General features: G+C 64.6%; 15 protein-coding genes. 10 read left to right on the top strand and 5 right to left on the bottom strand.

All coding sequences use genetic code 11. From position 1 onward, the window contains the following. Positions 1-73: 73 nt before the first annotated feature. Both secG and tpiA read right to left on the bottom strand, forming a co-directional pair. A complete protein-coding gene (secG, locus tag WBP06_RS06570; protein ID WP_395334063.1) occupies positions 74-505 on the bottom strand; it encodes a preprotein translocase subunit SecG in 432 nt (143 codons plus the stop codon). 152 nt (positions 506-657) lie between these two features. Continuing rightward, the gene (gene tpiA / locus WBP06_RS06565) at positions 658-1,416 is read right to left on the bottom strand and encodes a triose-phosphate isomerase (protein ID WP_395333023.1); all 759 of its coding nucleotides are present in this window, start codon (positions 1,414-1,416) and stop codon (positions 658-660) included. 383 nt (positions 1,417-1,799) lie between these two features. On the opposite strand from tpiA, the gene WBP06_RS06560 reads away from it, so the two are divergent. The 6 genes from WBP06_RS06560 to trpC are packed head-to-tail and all read left to right on the top strand — an operon-like array spanning position 1,800 to position 8,562. Next, entirely contained in the window at positions 1,800-3,776 is a 1,977-nt protein-coding gene (locus WBP06_RS06560) for a SurA N-terminal domain-containing protein (RefSeq protein WP_395333021.1), read from the top strand. A gap of 31 nt (positions 3,777-3,807) precedes the next feature. Beyond that, positions 3,808-5,319: an anthranilate synthase component I family protein gene (locus WBP06_RS06555; protein WP_395333019.1), complete on the top strand. Its 1,512-nt coding sequence runs from the start codon at positions 3,808-3,810 to the stop codon at positions 5,317-5,319. A gap of 25 nt (positions 5,320-5,344) precedes the next feature. Further along, positions 5,345-6,145, top strand: coding sequence for a phosphodiester glycosidase family protein (locus WBP06_RS06550; protein WP_395333017.1), 801 nt, complete (start codon positions 5,345-5,347; stop codon positions 6,143-6,145). Then, on the top strand, positions 6,142-6,753 hold the full coding sequence (locus WBP06_RS06545; RefSeq protein WP_395333015.1) for an anthranilate synthase component II: 612 nt from the start codon (positions 6,142-6,144) through the stop codon (positions 6,751-6,753). The genes WBP06_RS06550 and WBP06_RS06545 overlap by 4 nt, the downstream gene beginning before the upstream one ends. Before the next feature lie 5 nt (positions 6,754-6,758). Next, positions 6,759-7,751, top strand: a complete 993-nt coding sequence (gene trpD, locus WBP06_RS06540) for an anthranilate phosphoribosyltransferase (protein ID WP_395334061.1) — start codon at positions 6,759-6,761, stop codon at positions 7,749-7,751. A gap of 19 nt (positions 7,752-7,770) precedes the next feature. After that, positions 7,771-8,562, top strand: a complete 792-nt coding sequence (trpC, locus tag WBP06_RS06535; RefSeq protein WP_395333013.1) for an indole-3-glycerol phosphate synthase TrpC — start codon at positions 7,771-7,773, stop codon at positions 8,560-8,562. 3 nt (positions 8,563-8,565) lie between these two features. On the opposite strand, the gene WBP06_RS06530 is transcribed toward trpC, so the two are convergent. Both WBP06_RS06530 and WBP06_RS06525 read right to left on the bottom strand, forming a co-directional pair. Further along, on the bottom strand, positions 8,566-9,462 hold the full coding sequence (locus WBP06_RS06530; protein WP_395333011.1) for a GyrI-like domain-containing protein: 897 nt from the start codon (positions 9,460-9,462) through the stop codon (positions 8,566-8,568). Continuing rightward, positions 9,437-9,658, bottom strand: coding sequence for a hypothetical protein (locus WBP06_RS06525; RefSeq protein ID WP_395333009.1), 222 nt, complete (start codon positions 9,656-9,658; stop codon positions 9,437-9,439). Before WBP06_RS06525 ends, WBP06_RS06530 begins: the two co-directional genes overlap by 26 nt. A gap of 32 nt (positions 9,659-9,690) precedes the next feature. Between WBP06_RS06525 and moaC the strand changes: the two genes are divergently transcribed. From moaC to lexA, 3 genes are all read left to right on the top strand, one after another. Then, positions 9,691-10,173 (top strand): cyclic pyranopterin monophosphate synthase MoaC, encoded by a 483-nt coding sequence (moaC, locus tag WBP06_RS06520; protein ID WP_395333007.1) that lies wholly within the window; start codon positions 9,691-9,693, stop codon positions 10,171-10,173. Positions 10,174-10,187: 14 nt separating this feature from the next. Further along, complete coding sequence (locus WBP06_RS06515) at positions 10,188-11,393, top strand: molybdopterin molybdotransferase MoeA (RefSeq protein ID WP_395333005.1); 1,206 nt, start codon at positions 10,188-10,190, stop codon at positions 11,391-11,393. Between the two features lie 112 nt (positions 11,394-11,505). Then, positions 11,506-12,192: a transcriptional repressor LexA gene (lexA, locus tag WBP06_RS06510; RefSeq protein ID WP_395333003.1), complete on the top strand. Its 687-nt coding sequence runs from the start codon at positions 11,506-11,508 to the stop codon at positions 12,190-12,192. Positions 12,193-12,261: 69 nt separating this feature from the next. Here lexA and WBP06_RS06505 read toward each other — a convergent pair whose 3' ends face one another. Then, the gene (locus WBP06_RS06505; protein ID WP_395333001.1) at positions 12,262-14,445 is read right to left on the bottom strand and encodes a ComEC/Rec2 family competence protein; all 2,184 of its coding nucleotides are present in this window, start codon (positions 14,443-14,445) and stop codon (positions 12,262-12,264) included. Positions 14,446-14,474: 29 nt separating this feature from the next. Here WBP06_RS06505 and gltX point away from each other — a divergent pair, with 29 nt between their 5' ends. After that, the gene (gene gltX, locus WBP06_RS06500) at positions 14,475-15,929 is read left to right on the top strand and encodes a glutamate--tRNA ligase (protein ID WP_395332998.1); all 1,455 of its coding nucleotides are present in this window, start codon (positions 14,475-14,477) and stop codon (positions 15,927-15,929) included. The last annotated feature ends 2 nt before the right edge of the window (positions 15,930-15,931 follow it).

Raw genomic sequence — 15,931 nt, 5'->3', positions numbered from 1 at the left:
CAGATCAAATGCCGCCTGACAACGCCAGACGGCATTCGCGTTACAGTGATACGCCGGAAGTTACCGGGTCAGATCAGTGACCGGCAGCACCCGAAAGCGGATCGTTGGCCGGCGCCTGCTGACCTGCCGCCGGGCTGGCAGCCGGGCTTGCAGGGGCACCACCGGCCGGGGCGGCGGCCGGATTGGCCGCGCCGGCGAGCGGATCGGACTGCGCGGGCGCGGCAGGCGCCTGGGCAGCGGGGATCGCGTCACGCTGAAGCGAGGTGTCAACGTCGTCGCCGGTCTTGCCGACGGCCAGCGCCGCAAGGACGATCGAGAGAATCACGAAGACCGCGGCAAGGCCGCCGGTCGCACGCGTCAGGAAGTTTGCCGCGCCGCGGGCCGAAAGCATCCCCGAAGGGCTGCCGCCGACGCCAAGGCCGCCACCTTCCGACTTCTGCACCAGAATCACGAGCACCAGCAGAAGAGCGACGATCGCCTGGACAACGGTCAGGAAAGTGAACAGCATCGTGTAAATCTCAATCTTTCGAAGGGGGCGAATTATCGTCCCGCGATTCAAGCCGCGCAGATAGGCGCTGCAGCGCCCCTGCGCAAGCCATCAGCCGGATTCGGGCGACAATCCTTGCCCGCCCGACCCGGCAGAACCCAAAAACGGCTTCAGTCGGCGGTCAGCAGCGCCGCCGCACCGATGATGGCCGTGAAGCTTTCGGCGCTCAGGCTGGCACCGCCGACCAGTGCCCCGCCCACTTCGGGCACGGAGAGCAGTTCGGCCGCGTTCTCGGCCTTTACCGAGCCGCCGTAGAGAATGCGCACGTCCGCACCGCCTTCGCCATAAAGCGCGACAAGCTTTGCACGGATCGCCGCATGCATTTCCGCCACGTCCTCGATCGAAGGCACGCGGCCGGTGCCGATCGCCCAGACCGGCTCATAAGCGATCGAGAGCTTGTCCGGCGCCCCATCGGCACGCGGGCACGAACCCTCAAGCTGCCCGGCGACTACGGCAACGGCGTCACCGGCATCACGCTGGGCTTCGGTTTCACCCACGCAGAGAATCACGGCAAGGCCCGCACCAAGCGCAGCCTGCGCCTTGGCGTTGACGTCCGCGTCGCTCTCGCCGTGGAGCGTGCGCCGCTCCGAGTGGCCGAGAATGGTGAAGTCCGCACCGGCATCCTTCAGCATCGGGGCGGAGATGTCGCCGGTGAAAGCGCCGCTTTCCTCAGCCCGGCAGTCCTGACCGCCAACGCCGATCAGCTCCACCGTGTCACGCATCCGGAAAATCAGCGTGGCGGGCGGCGCGAGGGCGACCTGCACCTTCGGAAAGCGTGCAGCGGTTCGGTCGACCGCCCGTGCCTCGGCAAGCATCGCGCGCGTGCCGTGCATTTTCCAGTTTCCGACGATGTAAGGCAGTGCAGCCATTTTCAACTAAAACCCTGATTCATTTATCTGCATCCGGCTGCCCATCTACCGCTTCGTCTACCACGAGAGCGGGAATCGGCCGAACGCTTGCGAGGCGCTGCTAGGCAGCCGGGCCCGAATTGTCAAAATCCGGACACCCCCGAACAAGGCAAAACCGCCCGCACGGAATGCAACTCGGCGCATTGGCCGGCGCGTTGCCGCCGGTCCGGTTATCCGCTGCGCCGACCGGTTGCCTGCCGCCACCGCGGGACAGAAAGCCCATGCCGGCATCAGGCGCGACGTCAGCCATTGCAGGATTGCATTGCGCCCCCTAAAGCCTGCGCCCGCATCGGTTATGCCTTTGCGCTTGTCCGCACATTCGTTTCACGCTGATCGGCCGGTCCATGCTCTCATTCTTCCGTAACTTCCTGAAGTCCAAGATCGGTGCCGGCATTGCGCTGGCAGTGCTCGTGCTCATCACGCTTGCCTTCGCGGGTGGCGACATCAACGGCATGCGCGATTCCGCCGGCCTTGGCAGCGCCACGGCGATAGCGACGGTGGGCGGCAAGAATATCGAGGCGACCGAACTGTCGACCGCCGCAAACTCGCAGCTTGAACAGATCAAGCAGCAGAACCCCACCGCGACGATGAAGATGCTCGTCGCCGAAGGCGGCCTGGACCATATTCTTGACGAGCTGATCGCCCGTACCGCCATCGGCGTGTTCGGCAAGGACGTGGGCGTCGTTGCCAGCAAGCGCCTGGTCGACAGCGAAATCAGCCGCATTCCCGCGTTCCAGGGCGTAGACGGAAAGTTCAGCCAGGACACCTTCCGCCAGTTGCTGGCGCAGAAGGGCATTTCCGAACAGGCGCTGCGCGACGATTTCTCGCAGGGCCTGATCGCCCAGCAGGTGATGGTGCCGGCGCAGTTCGGTGCGACGATGCCGCTTTCGCTGGCACAGCGCTATGCCACCCTGCTCGACGAAAACCGCAAGGGCCAGGTCGTCACTCTGCCCTCGATCGCCTTCGCCCCCACGCAGGCGCCGTCGCAGGCCGATCTGGAAGGCTTCTACAAGAGCCACACCAACATGTTCGTGCGCCCGGAACGCCGCGTGATCCGCTACGCCACCTTCGGCGAGAACACGCTGCAGAACGTCGCTGCGCCGACCGATGCCGAAATCGCCAAGCGCTATGAAGCGGATAAGCCCGCGCTGTATGCTGCGCGCGATGCCCGCAAGATCACCCAGTTGATCGTGCCGACCGAAGCCGCCGCCAAGGCCGTCGCCGCCGAAGTCGCGGGCGGCAAGTCGCTGGAACTGGCCGCCACCGAAAAGGGCCTGTCGGCTGCCAAGCTTGAATTCTTCAGCCATGACGAACTGGCCAGCCAGTTCTCGCCGGCCCTTGCCGACGCCGTGTTCGCCACCCCCGTGGGCAAGCTGGCCGCGCCGCAGAAGAGCGCGCTGGGCTGGCACCTGATCCGCGTGGAGCAGGAACAGAAGACCGCCGAGCGCCCGCTTGCCGCCGTTCGCGAAGAGATCGTCACCAAGCTGACCGCCGAGAAGCGCCGCACCGCCTTCACCGACCTGCTGTCGCGCATCGATGACGAGTTCACGAAGGGCGCAAGCCTGGTCGAAGTCGCCAAGGCGATCGGCGCCACGGTCACGACCACGCAGCCTGTCACCGCTACGGGTGCCGTCTACGGAAAGCCGGGCGAAACGGTTCCCACCGAACTGCAGCCGATCCTGTCGACCGCATTCTCGATGGATCAGGAAAAGCCGCAGCTGGGCCAGCTCACCCCTGGTACGACCGCCACTCCGGCCACCGCTGGCTACGTCCTCTATGACGTGACGCAGATCACCCCCTCCGCCCCGGCGCCGCTCAAGGAAATCACCGCCGACGTGACCGAAGCATGGAAGCTGGACAAGGGTTCGGTCGACGCCAAGGCCGCCGCACTCAAGCTCATGGCTGCCATCCGTGGCGGCAAGCCGCTGAACCAGGCCGTTGCCGCGCTCGGCAAGACGTTGCCCGCCGTGCAGGACGTGACGATGAGCCGCCCGATGCTGACCGAGGCCATGCGCCAGGGCCGCCAGGTTCCTCCGCCGGTCTCGCTCCTGTTCCATATGGCCAAGGGTACCGTGAAGGTGCAGTCGGCCGGTGCCGGTCGCGGCTGGTTCGTGGTCGCGTTGAATGACGTGATCGCACCCAAGGCAGAGAACGACGTCGTGGTGAAGGGCACCCAGCGCGAACTCTCCAGCCAGCTCGGCACGGCCTATACCGAGGCGCTTGCCAACGCGATCAAGAAGCAAGTCGGCTTCCAGAAGCACGACGCGGCCATCAAGACGGTGCACAACCAGCTTGCCGGCACGGCCGCCCCCGCCAACTGATACTCCCGAGAAAAGAAGGACACCCATCGGCATGAAGCGCGAATCGGATCGCGAAGAGGCATTGTCACGGCTGCGCGAGGGTAAGCCCGCGCTGCTCTGGCGCAGCCTCGTCGCCGATACCGAAACGCCCGTTGGCGCCGCGCTCAAGCTCTTCACCGAAGGGCGCGGCGACTTCCTGCTCGAATTGGTGGAAGGCGGCGCCGTGCGCGGCCGCTACAGCCTGCTCGGCCTCGATCCGGACCTGGTGTTCCGCGCCGAAGGCCACGCCTGCGCGATCAACCGCAATTGGCAGCATGATCGTGAGGCGTTCGAGCCTTTGCCCGGCGATGCCCTTGCCGAACTGCGCGGCCTGGTCGAATCATGCCGGTTCGACGTTCCCGCCGAACTGCCCAAGGCGCTGGCCTGCCTGGTCGGCTACTTCGGATACGAGACGATCGGTCTGGTCGAAAAGCTACCGCGCGCGCCGCAGAGTGCGCTCGAACTGCCCGACATGCTGTTCGTGCGCCCCTCGGTGATCCTCGTGTTCGACCGGCTGAGTGACGAACTGTTCTGCGTCACCCCGCTCTGGCCGGAAAACGGCGCGCCCGAGAGCCTTGTCGACACCGCCGCCGAGCGGATCGATGAAGCCCTGCGCAAGCTGGCAGCCCCCTTCCCCGCCTCGCCCGCGATCGCGGACCTGCCGGAGCCGGAGCGCACGCCGGTCATGGCGGCCGACGACTACAAGGCGATGGTCACCCGCGCGAAGGACTACATCGAAGCGGGCGATATCTTCCAGATCGTGCTGGCCCAGCGTTTCACCTGCGAATTCCCGCTGCCGCCGGTCGCGCTCTATCGCGCCCTGCGCCGCATCAATCCTTCGCCGTTCCTCTATTTCCTCGACCTGCCCGGCTTCGCGCTGATCGGTTCGAGCCCGGAAATCCTGGTCCGCGTGCGGGAAGGCGAAGTCACGATCCGTCCGATCGCCGGTACCCGCCCGCGCGGCAAGACGGTGGCCGAGGACAAGGCCAACGAAGTCAGCCTGCTGGCCGATCCCAAGGAACGCGCCGAGCATCTGATGCTGCTCGACCTCGGCCGCAACGACGTGGGCCGCGTCTCCGCCGCCGGCACCGTCGAAGTGACCGACAGCTACACGATCGAGCGCTACAGCCACGTGATGCACATCGTCTCGAACGTGATCGGCCGGCTCGACACGAAGAGGCACGACGCCATCGACGCAGTCTTCGCCGGCTTCCCGGCAGGCACCGTCTCGGGCGCACCGAAGGTCCGCGCCTGCGAGATCATCGCCAGCCTCGAACCCGAAACGCGCGGTGCCTATGCCGGCGGCGTCGGTTACTTCGCACCGGACGGCTCGGTCGATTCGTGCATCGTCCTGCGCACCGGCGTGCTGAAGGACGGCGTACTGCACGTGCAGGCCGGCGCCGGCATCGTTGCCGACAGCGATCCCGACTACGAACAGCGCGAGTGCGAAGCCAAGTCGGGCGCCCTGTTCGCCGCCGCCCGCGAAGCGATCCGCGTCGCCGGAGAACCGGGTTTCGGCCAGTGACGGGGCCAGTAACGGGTTCCGGACAGTGAGACGCGCCGCTCTGGCGGCTGCGTTCACCCTCGTTGCCTGTTCGTCAGGCGCCCAGCAGCCGCAAAAGCAGGCGGAAGCCCCGCCTCCGCCGCCCTGCGAAGGCGCTTCGTTCGAAGGCGCGAGTTTCACGCATTGCACCGCCACGCCCGGTCGCCACACGATCCACCTCGTTCTGGGGCCGAAGAATGGCGCGCCCTATCGCAGCCTGTCGCAACTGGCCGTAAGCCGCCCCTCGGGCAACCCGGCGGTTGCCTTCGCGATGAATGGCGGCATGTTCGATGGGGGCGGCAAACCCATCGGCTATGCCGTGATCGACGGCCAGCGCGTCCACGCGATCAACACCAACAAGGGCTGGGGCAATTTCCACCTCCTGCCCAATGGCGTGTTCTTCGGCGATGCCACCGGCCATTGGCAGATTCGCACGAGCGAGGACTTCGCCGCCCATGTCGACAACCGGCCGGACTTCGGCACCCAGTCGGGCCCGATGCTGGTGATCGACAGTAAACTGCACCCGAAGATCGATACCGATGGCCAGTCTCTCAAACTGCGCAATGCCGTAGGTGTCGACCGGCAAGGCCGTGCCCACTTCGTCATCTCGGACGAGCCTGTCTCGTTCGGCAAGCTGGCGCGGTTGTTCCGCGACAAGCTGAATTGCCCCAACGCGCTGTTCCTCGACGGCAGCGTGTCCTCGCTGTGGGACCCCGAACATGGGCGCGTGGACGGCGGACCGCCGCTCGGCCCCTTGATCGTCGTCGAGAAAAGCGCAAAGGGCTCTAACGGAAAGGACAGGCCATGATCCTCGTCATCGACAACTATGACAGCTTCACCTGGAACCTGGTCCATTACGTGATGGAACTGGGCGCCGAAGTCGAAGTGGTGCGCAACGATGCGCTTTCGGCCGGGCAGGCGATCTCCAGCGGCGCGCAGGGCTTCCTGATCTCGCCCGGCCCCTGCACCCCGAACGAAGCCGGCATCAGCCTGGACCTTGTGGGCGCGGCGGCAGATGCTGGAAAGCCGCTGCTGGGCGTGTGCCTGGGCCACCAGTCGATCGGCCAGTACTTCGGCGGCAAGGTCGTGCGGGGCGGGCTGATGCACGGCAAGACCTCGCCCGTCACGCATGACGGCACCGGCGTCTTCGCCGGATTGCCCTCCCCCTTCACCGCCACGCGCTATCACTCGCTGATCGTCGAGGACATTCCGGAGACGCTGGTGGTCAACGCGCGTTCGGACGACAATCACGTCATGGGCTTCCGGCACGCCACGCTGCCGATCCACGGTGTGCAGTTCCACCCGGAAAGCATCGCCACCGAACACGGCCACGAAATGCTGGCGAACTTCCTGCGGTCCTGCGGCATCGAGCCCAAACTGCCTGTTCGTCTCGACACCGGCCTGAAAGTAGCATGACGACGATGATCCTGCCCGATCCTCTCCACCCCATCGAGGAAGCCGAGGCCGAAGAAGCTTTCGGCGCCATTCTCGACGGACGCGTGGGTGACGACGCCGTGGTCCGCTTCCTCCTCGCCCTCACCGAACGCGGTGAGACGGCGAGCGAAATCGCCGGCGCCGCGCGCGCCATGCGCAGCCGAATGATCCCGATCGAGGCCCCCGCCAATGCCATCGACGTCTGCGGCACCGGCGGCGATGGACATCATACGCTCAACGTCTCGACCGCGGTATCGCTGGTGGTCGCCGCCTGCGGCGTACCGGTGGCCAAGCACGGCAACCGCGCCGCCAGCTCGAAGGCCGGCGCGGCCGACACCCTCGAAGCGCTCGGCCTCAATCTCGACCGCGCTGCGGAAACGGCGGAAGAGACGCTGGGCGACCTCGGCATCTGCTTCCTTTTTGCCGCGCGCCATCACCCGTCGATGGGCCGCATCATGCCGATCCGCAAGGCGATCGGCCGCCGCACCATCTTCAACCTGATGGGCCCGCTGGCGAACCCGGCGAACGTGCGCCGTCAGCTCGTCGGCATCGCCCGCCCCGCCTATGTGCCGATCTATGCCGAAGCGCTGATGAGCCTGGGCAGCGAGCACTCCTTCGTCATCTCCGGCGACGAAGGGCTCGACGAGCTGAGCCTCGCGGGCGGCAACGAAGTGGCCGAAATCAGGCATGGTGAACTGTCCATGCGCCGCATTTCGCCCGAAGACGTTGGTTTGGCGGTCTCGCCGGTCGGCGCCATTCGGGGCGGCGATGCGGCCCACAATGCCGATGCGCTCCGTCGCCTGCTGCTTGGCGAGCACGGGCCTTATCGCGATGCCGTGCTGCTCAATGCCGCCGGCGCGCTGATCGTCGCGGGCGAGGTGGAAACTTGGCGCGAAGGCGTGGAGGAAGCGGCCGAGGCCATCGACAAGGGCCTCGCCAACGCTCTGCTCAACTGCTGGATTTCCGCGCTCAAGGCTTGAGCCGCGCGAGAGGGTTATAATGTCCGACAAGCTTACCGAGATCTGCGACACCAAGCGCGAGGAAGTTGCCGAGCGCAAGGCTGTGGCCACCATGGCCGACCTCGACGCGCACGCCGCGCACCAGACCGCACCGCGCGGTTTCGAAGCGGCCTTGCGCGCCAAGGCGGAAAGCGGCTTCGCGCTGATCGCCGAAATCAAGAAAGCATCGCCGTCCAAAGGACTGATTCGGCCTGATTTCCGTCCTGCCGAACATGCCATCGCCTACGAGCGCGGCGGCGCCGCATGCCTGTCAGTGCTGACCGACGCGCCATACTTTCAGGGCCACGAAGATTTTCTGATGGACGCCCGCGCGGCCTGCGCGCTGCCGGTAATCCGCAAGGACTTCATGGTCGATCCCTGGCAGGTCGCCGAAGCCCGCGCGATCGGCGCCGATGCGATCCTGATCATCGTTGCCGCACTGGACGACGTACTGATGGCGGAGATCGAGGCTGCCGCGCACGAACGCGGCATGGATTGCCTCGTCGAAGTTCACAACGAATTTGAGATGGACCGCGCAAGCCACCTGAAATCGCGGCTGATCGGCGTGAACAATCGCGACCTCAAGCGTTTCGTCACCGACATCGGCACCACCGAGCGGCTCGCTCCGCTGGCCCCCGCCGGCACGCTGCTCGTTGCCGAGAGCGGCATCAATACTCACGCGGATCTCGAAAGGCTCGCAGGTTGCGGCGCGCGGACTTTCCTCGTCGGCGAGAGCCTGATGCGTGAGGCTGACGTCGAGGCGGCGACCCGCGCACTGCTGACCGGCGCCTGATCCTCAGGCCAACGGCAACAACAATTCGGTAAGCGCCTCTGCCGCAGACACCTGCGGATAGAGGCGCACCCGCTCGCAGAACAGCGGAAAATCGCGCAGGGCCTCTCCACTGGAAGGCAGCCAATCGCGATAGAGGCGCATCGCTGGCTCTTCCAGGTCCATCGCTGGGCCGTTCACGGCCAGAACCGCGCAGCGCCCGCCGGGAATTTCCGCCACCCGGACCCGGCCGTCTCCGACAAACCGCGATGGCACGCAAGCGCAAAGCCAAACGCGATGATCGTCTTCAGGCGTTGTACGCGGATCGGTTGGAAAAACGTTGAAAGTGCGGCTTTTATTGGGCGTAAACCCCGCCTCGCGCCGCCAGTCGATAAACCTGCGAATGGTATCGCCGATGCGCTCGGGATCGCCGCGATGCTCCATTATCGCTACGCGAACGGGCGCGAATTCCCTGATTTCGATTTCTGCCGTCATGGTGTCCACCATGGTCCTGTTCCTTGCTGTCTGAAGCGAGGCGCTCACTGCCTCCCACGCCGACCAGTCCGGTGCGGAGCGAAATGCCGATGGTGCCTGGCCGAACTTTGCCCGAAACGCCCGGGCGAAGGCTTCGGGCGTTTCGTATCCGGCATCCAATGCCGCATCGATCACGCGCGTGCCCGGCCTGAAGGCAAGTTGCATCCCGGCGCGATGCAGCCGCGAAAGCTGCACAAAGCGCTGAAGCGGCATCCCGCACAGCGCGCGGAACTGGCGATGAAAGTGATACGGAGAAAACCCCGCCCAAGCTGAGACCGTTTCGAGATCGAGTGCGGGATCCGGTTCGGCTTCAATCCGCTCCACCACGCGCGCCATCCGTTCGAGATAACGGCGCTGGAACAGCTCAGATGATTTCGAGGTTTGCGTCATGGCCACCGTATTGGCACGAATGGAGCAGGCCAGCCTGACCGATCTTGCGGAATTTGCCTTGCCGTCCCTGTCCTACGGTGGCGAAATCTGCCATCGCAATGCCATGACCTGTCGCCCGTTCCTTATTGAAAGCGCGAAAATCCGCCAGTTCGGCGTCGATCGCCTTTTGACTTCTGGACCGTGTCAACTGTGTCAACCGACCTGTCACCTTGTAACGAGCCTCCCGAAATGACCAAGAGCCTCACCCACATCGATTCGGATGGCACCGCCCGCATGGTGGACGTCGGCGCCAAGGCAGAAACCCAGCGCCTGGCCATCGCATCGGGGATCATCACCATGACCGCAGATGCGCTCGAAGCGATCCGCGCCGGCAACGCCCCCAAGGGCGACGTACTGGGAACGGCACGCATCGCCGGCATCATGGCGGCCAAGAAAACATCCGAACTGATCCCGATGTGCCACCCGCTGCCGCTTGATGCCGTCAACATCGATTTTCGTTTCGAGAACAATGGCATCCGCGCCATCGCCACCGCCTCGCTCACGGGCAAGACAGGAGTTGAAATGGAAGCGATTACAGCCACTTCCGTATCGCTCCTGACAATCTATGACATGGCCAAGGCCCTCGACAAGGGCATGGTGATCGGCGAGATTCGCCTCATCGAAAAGCGCGGCGGAAAGTCCGGCGTGTGGATGGCGGCCGGCACGATCTGATGACCGGACATCCCATGCTCACGCTCGAAGAAGCTCAGGCCCAATTGCTCCGGCTCATCGAACCGCTACCAATCGAGCGCGTCGATGTCCCCGGCGCCCTCGGCCGCTATCTGGCCGAACCCTTGCTCGCAAGACGGACGCAACCCGCACATGACGTCTCGGCGATGGATGGCTACGCGGTGTCCGAAGGCGACATCTCCGGCCCGTGGCATGTCGTGGGTGAAAGCGCAGCCGGGCACCCTTACGATGCGGCCGTAACGCCGGGGCAGGCGGTGCGCATTTCCACCGGCGCCCTGCTCCCCGTCGGAGCGGGTGGCGTCATCCTGCAGGAAGACGTCAGCCGCGATCAGCATCGCGTCACGCTCACCGGCGAAGGCCCCTCTCCGCTGCATAAGCATGTTCGCCGCCAGGGAATGGACTTTCCCGAAGGCCAGGAAATCCTTCCCTCAGGCACCCGCATCGGCGCAGCTCAGGCCGCACTCGCGATCGCCGCGGGACACAGGCATCTGCCGGTTCGCAGGATACCCCGCCTCGTTGTGATCGACAGCGGGGACGAACTGGCCGCTGATCCAGAATGCTGCGAACCGCACCAGATACCCGCCAGCAACGGCGCGATGCTCGCCGCAATGGCGCAGAGCCTTCCGGTCGAAGTCAACCGAATCGGCCCGGTGAGCGACAATCTCGACGCCTTGATCCACGCCTTCGAATCCGCTGGCGATGCAGACATCATCGTCACCAGTGGCGGTGTTTCCGTCGGTGATCACGATCTTGTCCGCCCCGCACTGGAAGCATGGGGTGCGGATCTGGATTTCTGGCGCGTGGCAATCCGGCCGGGCAAGCCGCTGCTCGTCGCCCGCAAGACACATGGCGCCCGCCAACAGATCGTCATCGGATTGCCCGGAAATCCGGTTTCCAGCCACGTCACCGCATATCATTTCATGCTGCCTGCTCTTCGCGCATTGCTCGGCGCAAATCGGCCTGCGCCTATGCCGTTGCTAAGCCGGCTGGCCACACAACTGCCGCCCTGTGGCAATCGGCGCGAATTTCTGCGCGGCCTTTGGGATGGAGAAACCGTGGCCGTGCATACCCTCCAGGACAGTGGCGCGCTGGTCTCCTTGGCCACAAGCAATATCCTTATCGACCGCCCTGCCAACGCACCTGCAGCGCAGCCCGGCGATCCGGTTTGGGTATACTTGCTCCAAAATGGCGGTATTGCTTGACGTTACCGGATTCGTTGCTTAATTGTTCCCTCATTGTTCGCGAACGAACCTCCATGTGTTCCTCGCGAAAGGAACAGGCCGCCGATCGCGGCCATGCAGGTGAGGCAGCCAGATGTTGACGCGCAAGCAGCACGAATTGCTCCGGTTCATACAAGTGCGCCTGGAAGAGAGCGGCGTCTCGCCCAGCTTCGAAGAAATGAAGGATGCACTGGACCTCAAGTCGAAGTCCGGCGTGCATCGTCTAATTTCGGCGCTGGAAGAGCGTGGCTTCATCCGCCGCCTGCCCAACCGGGCCCGCGCTCTCGAAGTGCTTCGCCAACCCGACGACGTTACCAACAAGGCGCCTGCCCCTGTGGCACCGCGGGAAGCGCCCGTCGCACTGCGCCCAGCACCGCGCGCGCCCGAGCCGGCCAACGACGTGATCGAGATTCCGCTGCACGGCCGCATTGCTGCTGGCGTTCCGATCGAGGCTATCGAAGGCCAGTCGATGCTGCCGGTGCCGGCAGCGCTGCTGGGCTCCGGCGACCATTACGCGCTTGAAGTATCTGGCGATTCGATGATCGAGGCGGGCATTCTCGATGGCGACCTTGCGCTCGTTAAGCGCACCGATACCGCGCGTGATGGAGAAATCGTGGTCGCGCTAATCCGTGGCGAGGAAGCCACCCTGAAGTATCTGCGCCGCGACGGCCCCAAGGTTCGGCTCGATCCGGCGAATGCCGCATATGAAGCGCAGATCTATGGTGCCGAGGAAGTGCAGGTTCAGGGCAAGCTGGCAGGTATTCTGCGCCGATATCACTGAGAGACAGCGACTCTGGCGGCATGAATTTGTCGCCGGAATTCCTTACAGGCTCAAGGCTGGTCGCATTTCTCAGGGATGCCACCAGCCATGATCCCCTTGGCTCTGGGCAACCGTTCGCAACACCTGCCCCTTCAGATCTATGGCGATGCCACCGGTCTGCTTCAGCATCGGGCGATCAATCTTCAACCATCGGGGCTTGCAGCCTTGCGGCAATGAACGATCGGCAATGACGATGTCGGCGCGATCACAGGCGCGGGCCAGCGAAGGGATCGGGACATAGGCGTCGCTCCGCGCGATCAGAACATGCCACGCCCTCCCACCTCGCTGAAGGGTCGCCGCACAAAAGTCCTGATTGCATCGCACCTGAGGCTGCCCGGCGAGCGGAAGCGGAGCTTCATGCTGCCCGGCGGCCTCCATCAGATTATCGAGAGCGTAGCCGCTCTTGCTTTCCCGCAGCACGGCCAGACGTTTACCATCAACGGCCATGCCAATGTAGTGGCCATCGCTACTCACCAGAATGTCGGGCGGAACGACAAACGCCAATCCAACGACACCTGCAATCGCCGGGATCAGGCCAAAGAAGCGCTCTTTTCCCGACCACAAGGCCAGCCATAGGCCGCCAGCCACAAAAAGCAGGAAATGCGGCGTCCCCATGACCGGAAGCAGGCGAACCGCCCCCGGAAGGTCCGAGACGACATGAGCCAAGCCGAGAAGCAACGCTATCGCGTGATCGGCAAGCCACCACAACGGCGCCCCAAGGCCGACGATGTCGAGAATGAGCGCCATCGCCACCAGCGGCATCACTGCGAAAGTCGTCAAGGGAATTGCGACAAGATTGGCCAGCGCGCCGTACATGCCCGCCCGGTGGAAGTGATAGAGCGCGATCGGCATCAACACCAGGTCGATAGCCACGCCGGTCACCAGCATAAGCGCCAGAGAACGCAGCACTCGCATCGGCACGCCTTCGTCGCGCGGCGCCATCCACCGGCGCACCGGCCCGGCTTTCGCCACCACGATCAGTGTCAACACCGCGGCAAAACTCATCTGGAAACTGGGGCCGACGATGGACTCCGGCCACAACAGCATCACGATGAATGCCCCCGTCGCCAGCATACGGACCGACAGAGCCTCCCGCCCCAGCAGCAACGCCCCAAGCACCAGCAATGCGCCCGCACACGATCGCACGGTGGGCACCTGCGATCCCGTCAACAGGGTGTAGCCGATTCCCGCCAAGCCACCCAATCCCGCAGCCACGATCGGAAGGCGCCATCGCAACGCAATCGCGGGAAAAGGCGCCAACAGGCGAATGGCAAGAAAGTAGACGGCACCTATCACCGCGCTGACATGAAGGCCGCTGATCGAAAGCAGGTGCGCCAACCCAGCGTCACGCATCGCACGGGCGTCATCTGAAGCGATCGCGCCCATGTCCCCGGTTGCGAAGGCTATGGCGATGCCCGCCTTGCTACCCGCAAGTCTGGAGCGGATGTGCCCGGAAAGATCGGAGCGCCAAGCGGCCAGAACATCGGCGCGATCACCCGCCTCCAGTTCTTCGACCGGCGCGAGTACCCGCCCCGAAGCGGAAAGCCCCGCAAACCATGCCGCACGGGCGAAATCGTAGCTGCCCGGCAACATCGGTGCCGCCGGTGGAACCAGCCTGCCGCGGAACCGGATCAATGCGCCCGTTTCCAACGATCGACCGTTTGCGACGCCGATCTCGTCAGGCAGACTGACTCGCACCTTGATCGCCCTGCCGCTGCTCGGCTCTCGCATAGCCACGGTCAGACGGTTCTGACCAAACGCCGGCATTTCCTCGATCGCGAGCACCCGAGCCTCAAACGTGCCAGACAGAGGGCGTGGAATCGGGGCCGTGCCGATCGTCGCGGAACGCCCCCACGCGGCCAGGCAACCAAGCGCCAGAACAGCCATCAACGACATGATGGCGAGGCGCAGGAGCGGAAAATCCTCCCGACTGTGCCGCCAGACGCCGAGTCCGATTGCAGCCACCGCACAAATTGCGCAAAATGCAATCCACCAACGTGGGTCGGGCATGGTAAACCACGCCGAAATTCCGGCCCCAAAGCCTACCGCAAGCCATGGCCCACGGTCGAAAGTGCAGTTCGAAAGAAAACACTCGACACCAGCCAAACTGCTCGACATGTGGCTCTGGCTGATCCATGGGCGATGCTGCAATGCAGCGGCTCCGGCGAGGGCCGGAACATCGGGATCATCGGTCGTGGCGGCTAGGCTGGCCATGGCTGACATAAGGACGGAAGGTAAGAGCAATGGCAAGCGGCAGCGCATCGAGCGGACAGGCGGATGGAAAGACCGTCGTCACGCGCTTTGCCCCCTCGCCCACGGGTTTTCTCCATATCGGCGGCGCCCGCACGGCGCTGTTCAACTGGCTCTACGCCCGCCACTTCGGCGGCAAGTATCTGCTCCGCATCGAAGACACCGATCGCGCCCGTTCGACGGAGCCGGCGATCGAAGCCATTTTCGATGGGTTGAACTGGCTTGGCCTTGGCGGAGACGAGCCGGCGGTTTTCCAGTTCGCGCGTTCTGATCGCCACGCCGAAGTCGCAGCGGAACTGATCGCCAACGGCCACGCCTATCGCTGCTATCTCACTTCGGAGGAACTGGCCGAGCGTCGCCAGAAGGCACAGGAAGAACGCCGCCCGTTCCGCATCGACAGCGAATGGCGCGATGCCGATCCGTCGACCTGGCCCGCTGACCGGTCCTACGTCGTGCGCGTGAAGGCGCCGCGCGAAGGCGAGACGACCATCCAGGACCTCGTCCAGGGTGAGGTTACCGTGAAGAACGAGGAAATCGACGATTTCGTCATCCTGCGTTCGGACGGCACGCCCACATACATGCTGGCGGTCGTGGTTGACGACAACGATATGGGCGTGACGCATGTGCTGCGCGGTGACGACCACCTCAACAACGCGTTCCGCCAGCTGGTGATCATCCACGGCATGGGCTGGAACGTGCCGGTCTACGGCCACGTGCCGCTGATCCACGGTTCGGACGGTGCAAAACTGTCCAAGCGCCACGGCGCGCTGGGCGTCGATTCGTATCGCGACGAGATGGGCATTCTGCCCGAAGCGCTGTTCAATTATCTACTGCGGCTCGGCTGGGGCCATGGTGACGAGGAATTCATCAGCCGCGAACAGGCTGTCGAATGGTTCGACATGGCCGATGTCGGCAAGTCCCCCTCGCGCTTCGATCTGGCCAAGCTGCAGAATCTCAACGGCCACTATCTGCGCGAAGCGGACGATGCCCGGCTTGCCGGCCTCGTTCAGCCGCGCCTTGAGACGGCCGGCTTCACAGATCCCGACATGACCCTGCTTACGCAGGCCATGCCTGTCCTGAAGGTCCGCGCAAAGGACCTCAACGAACTTGCCGAAGGCGCCGCCTTCCTGTTCGCCCAGCGTCCGCTCGCCATGAGCGAGAAGGCGCAGGCGCTTTTGACCGACGAGGGGCGTTCGCGCCTTGCCGCGATCCAAGAGCGTCTTTCCGGAGAGTCCGAATGGGCCCTGGAGGCACTGGAAGCGCAACTGAAGGCAATGGCCGAGGAACTGGGATTGGGCCTCGGCAAGCTCGCGCAGCCGCTGCGCGCCGCCCTGACTGGTCAAACGACCTCTCCGGGCATTTTCGACGTATTGGTTCTGCTCGGCCGGGACGAAAGCCTTGCTCGCATTGGCGCGCAGGCGGACGCCACGACCGGGTCGCACATATAAGG

This window comes from Novosphingobium mississippiense, assembly GCF_044029535.1.
In the GTDB taxonomy this organism is placed as follows: domain Bacteria; phylum Pseudomonadota; class Alphaproteobacteria; order Sphingomonadales; family Sphingomonadaceae; genus Novosphingobium.
Note: the sequence above shows the minus strand (reverse complement) of the source record. Positions and strands in the feature narration are given on the sequence as shown.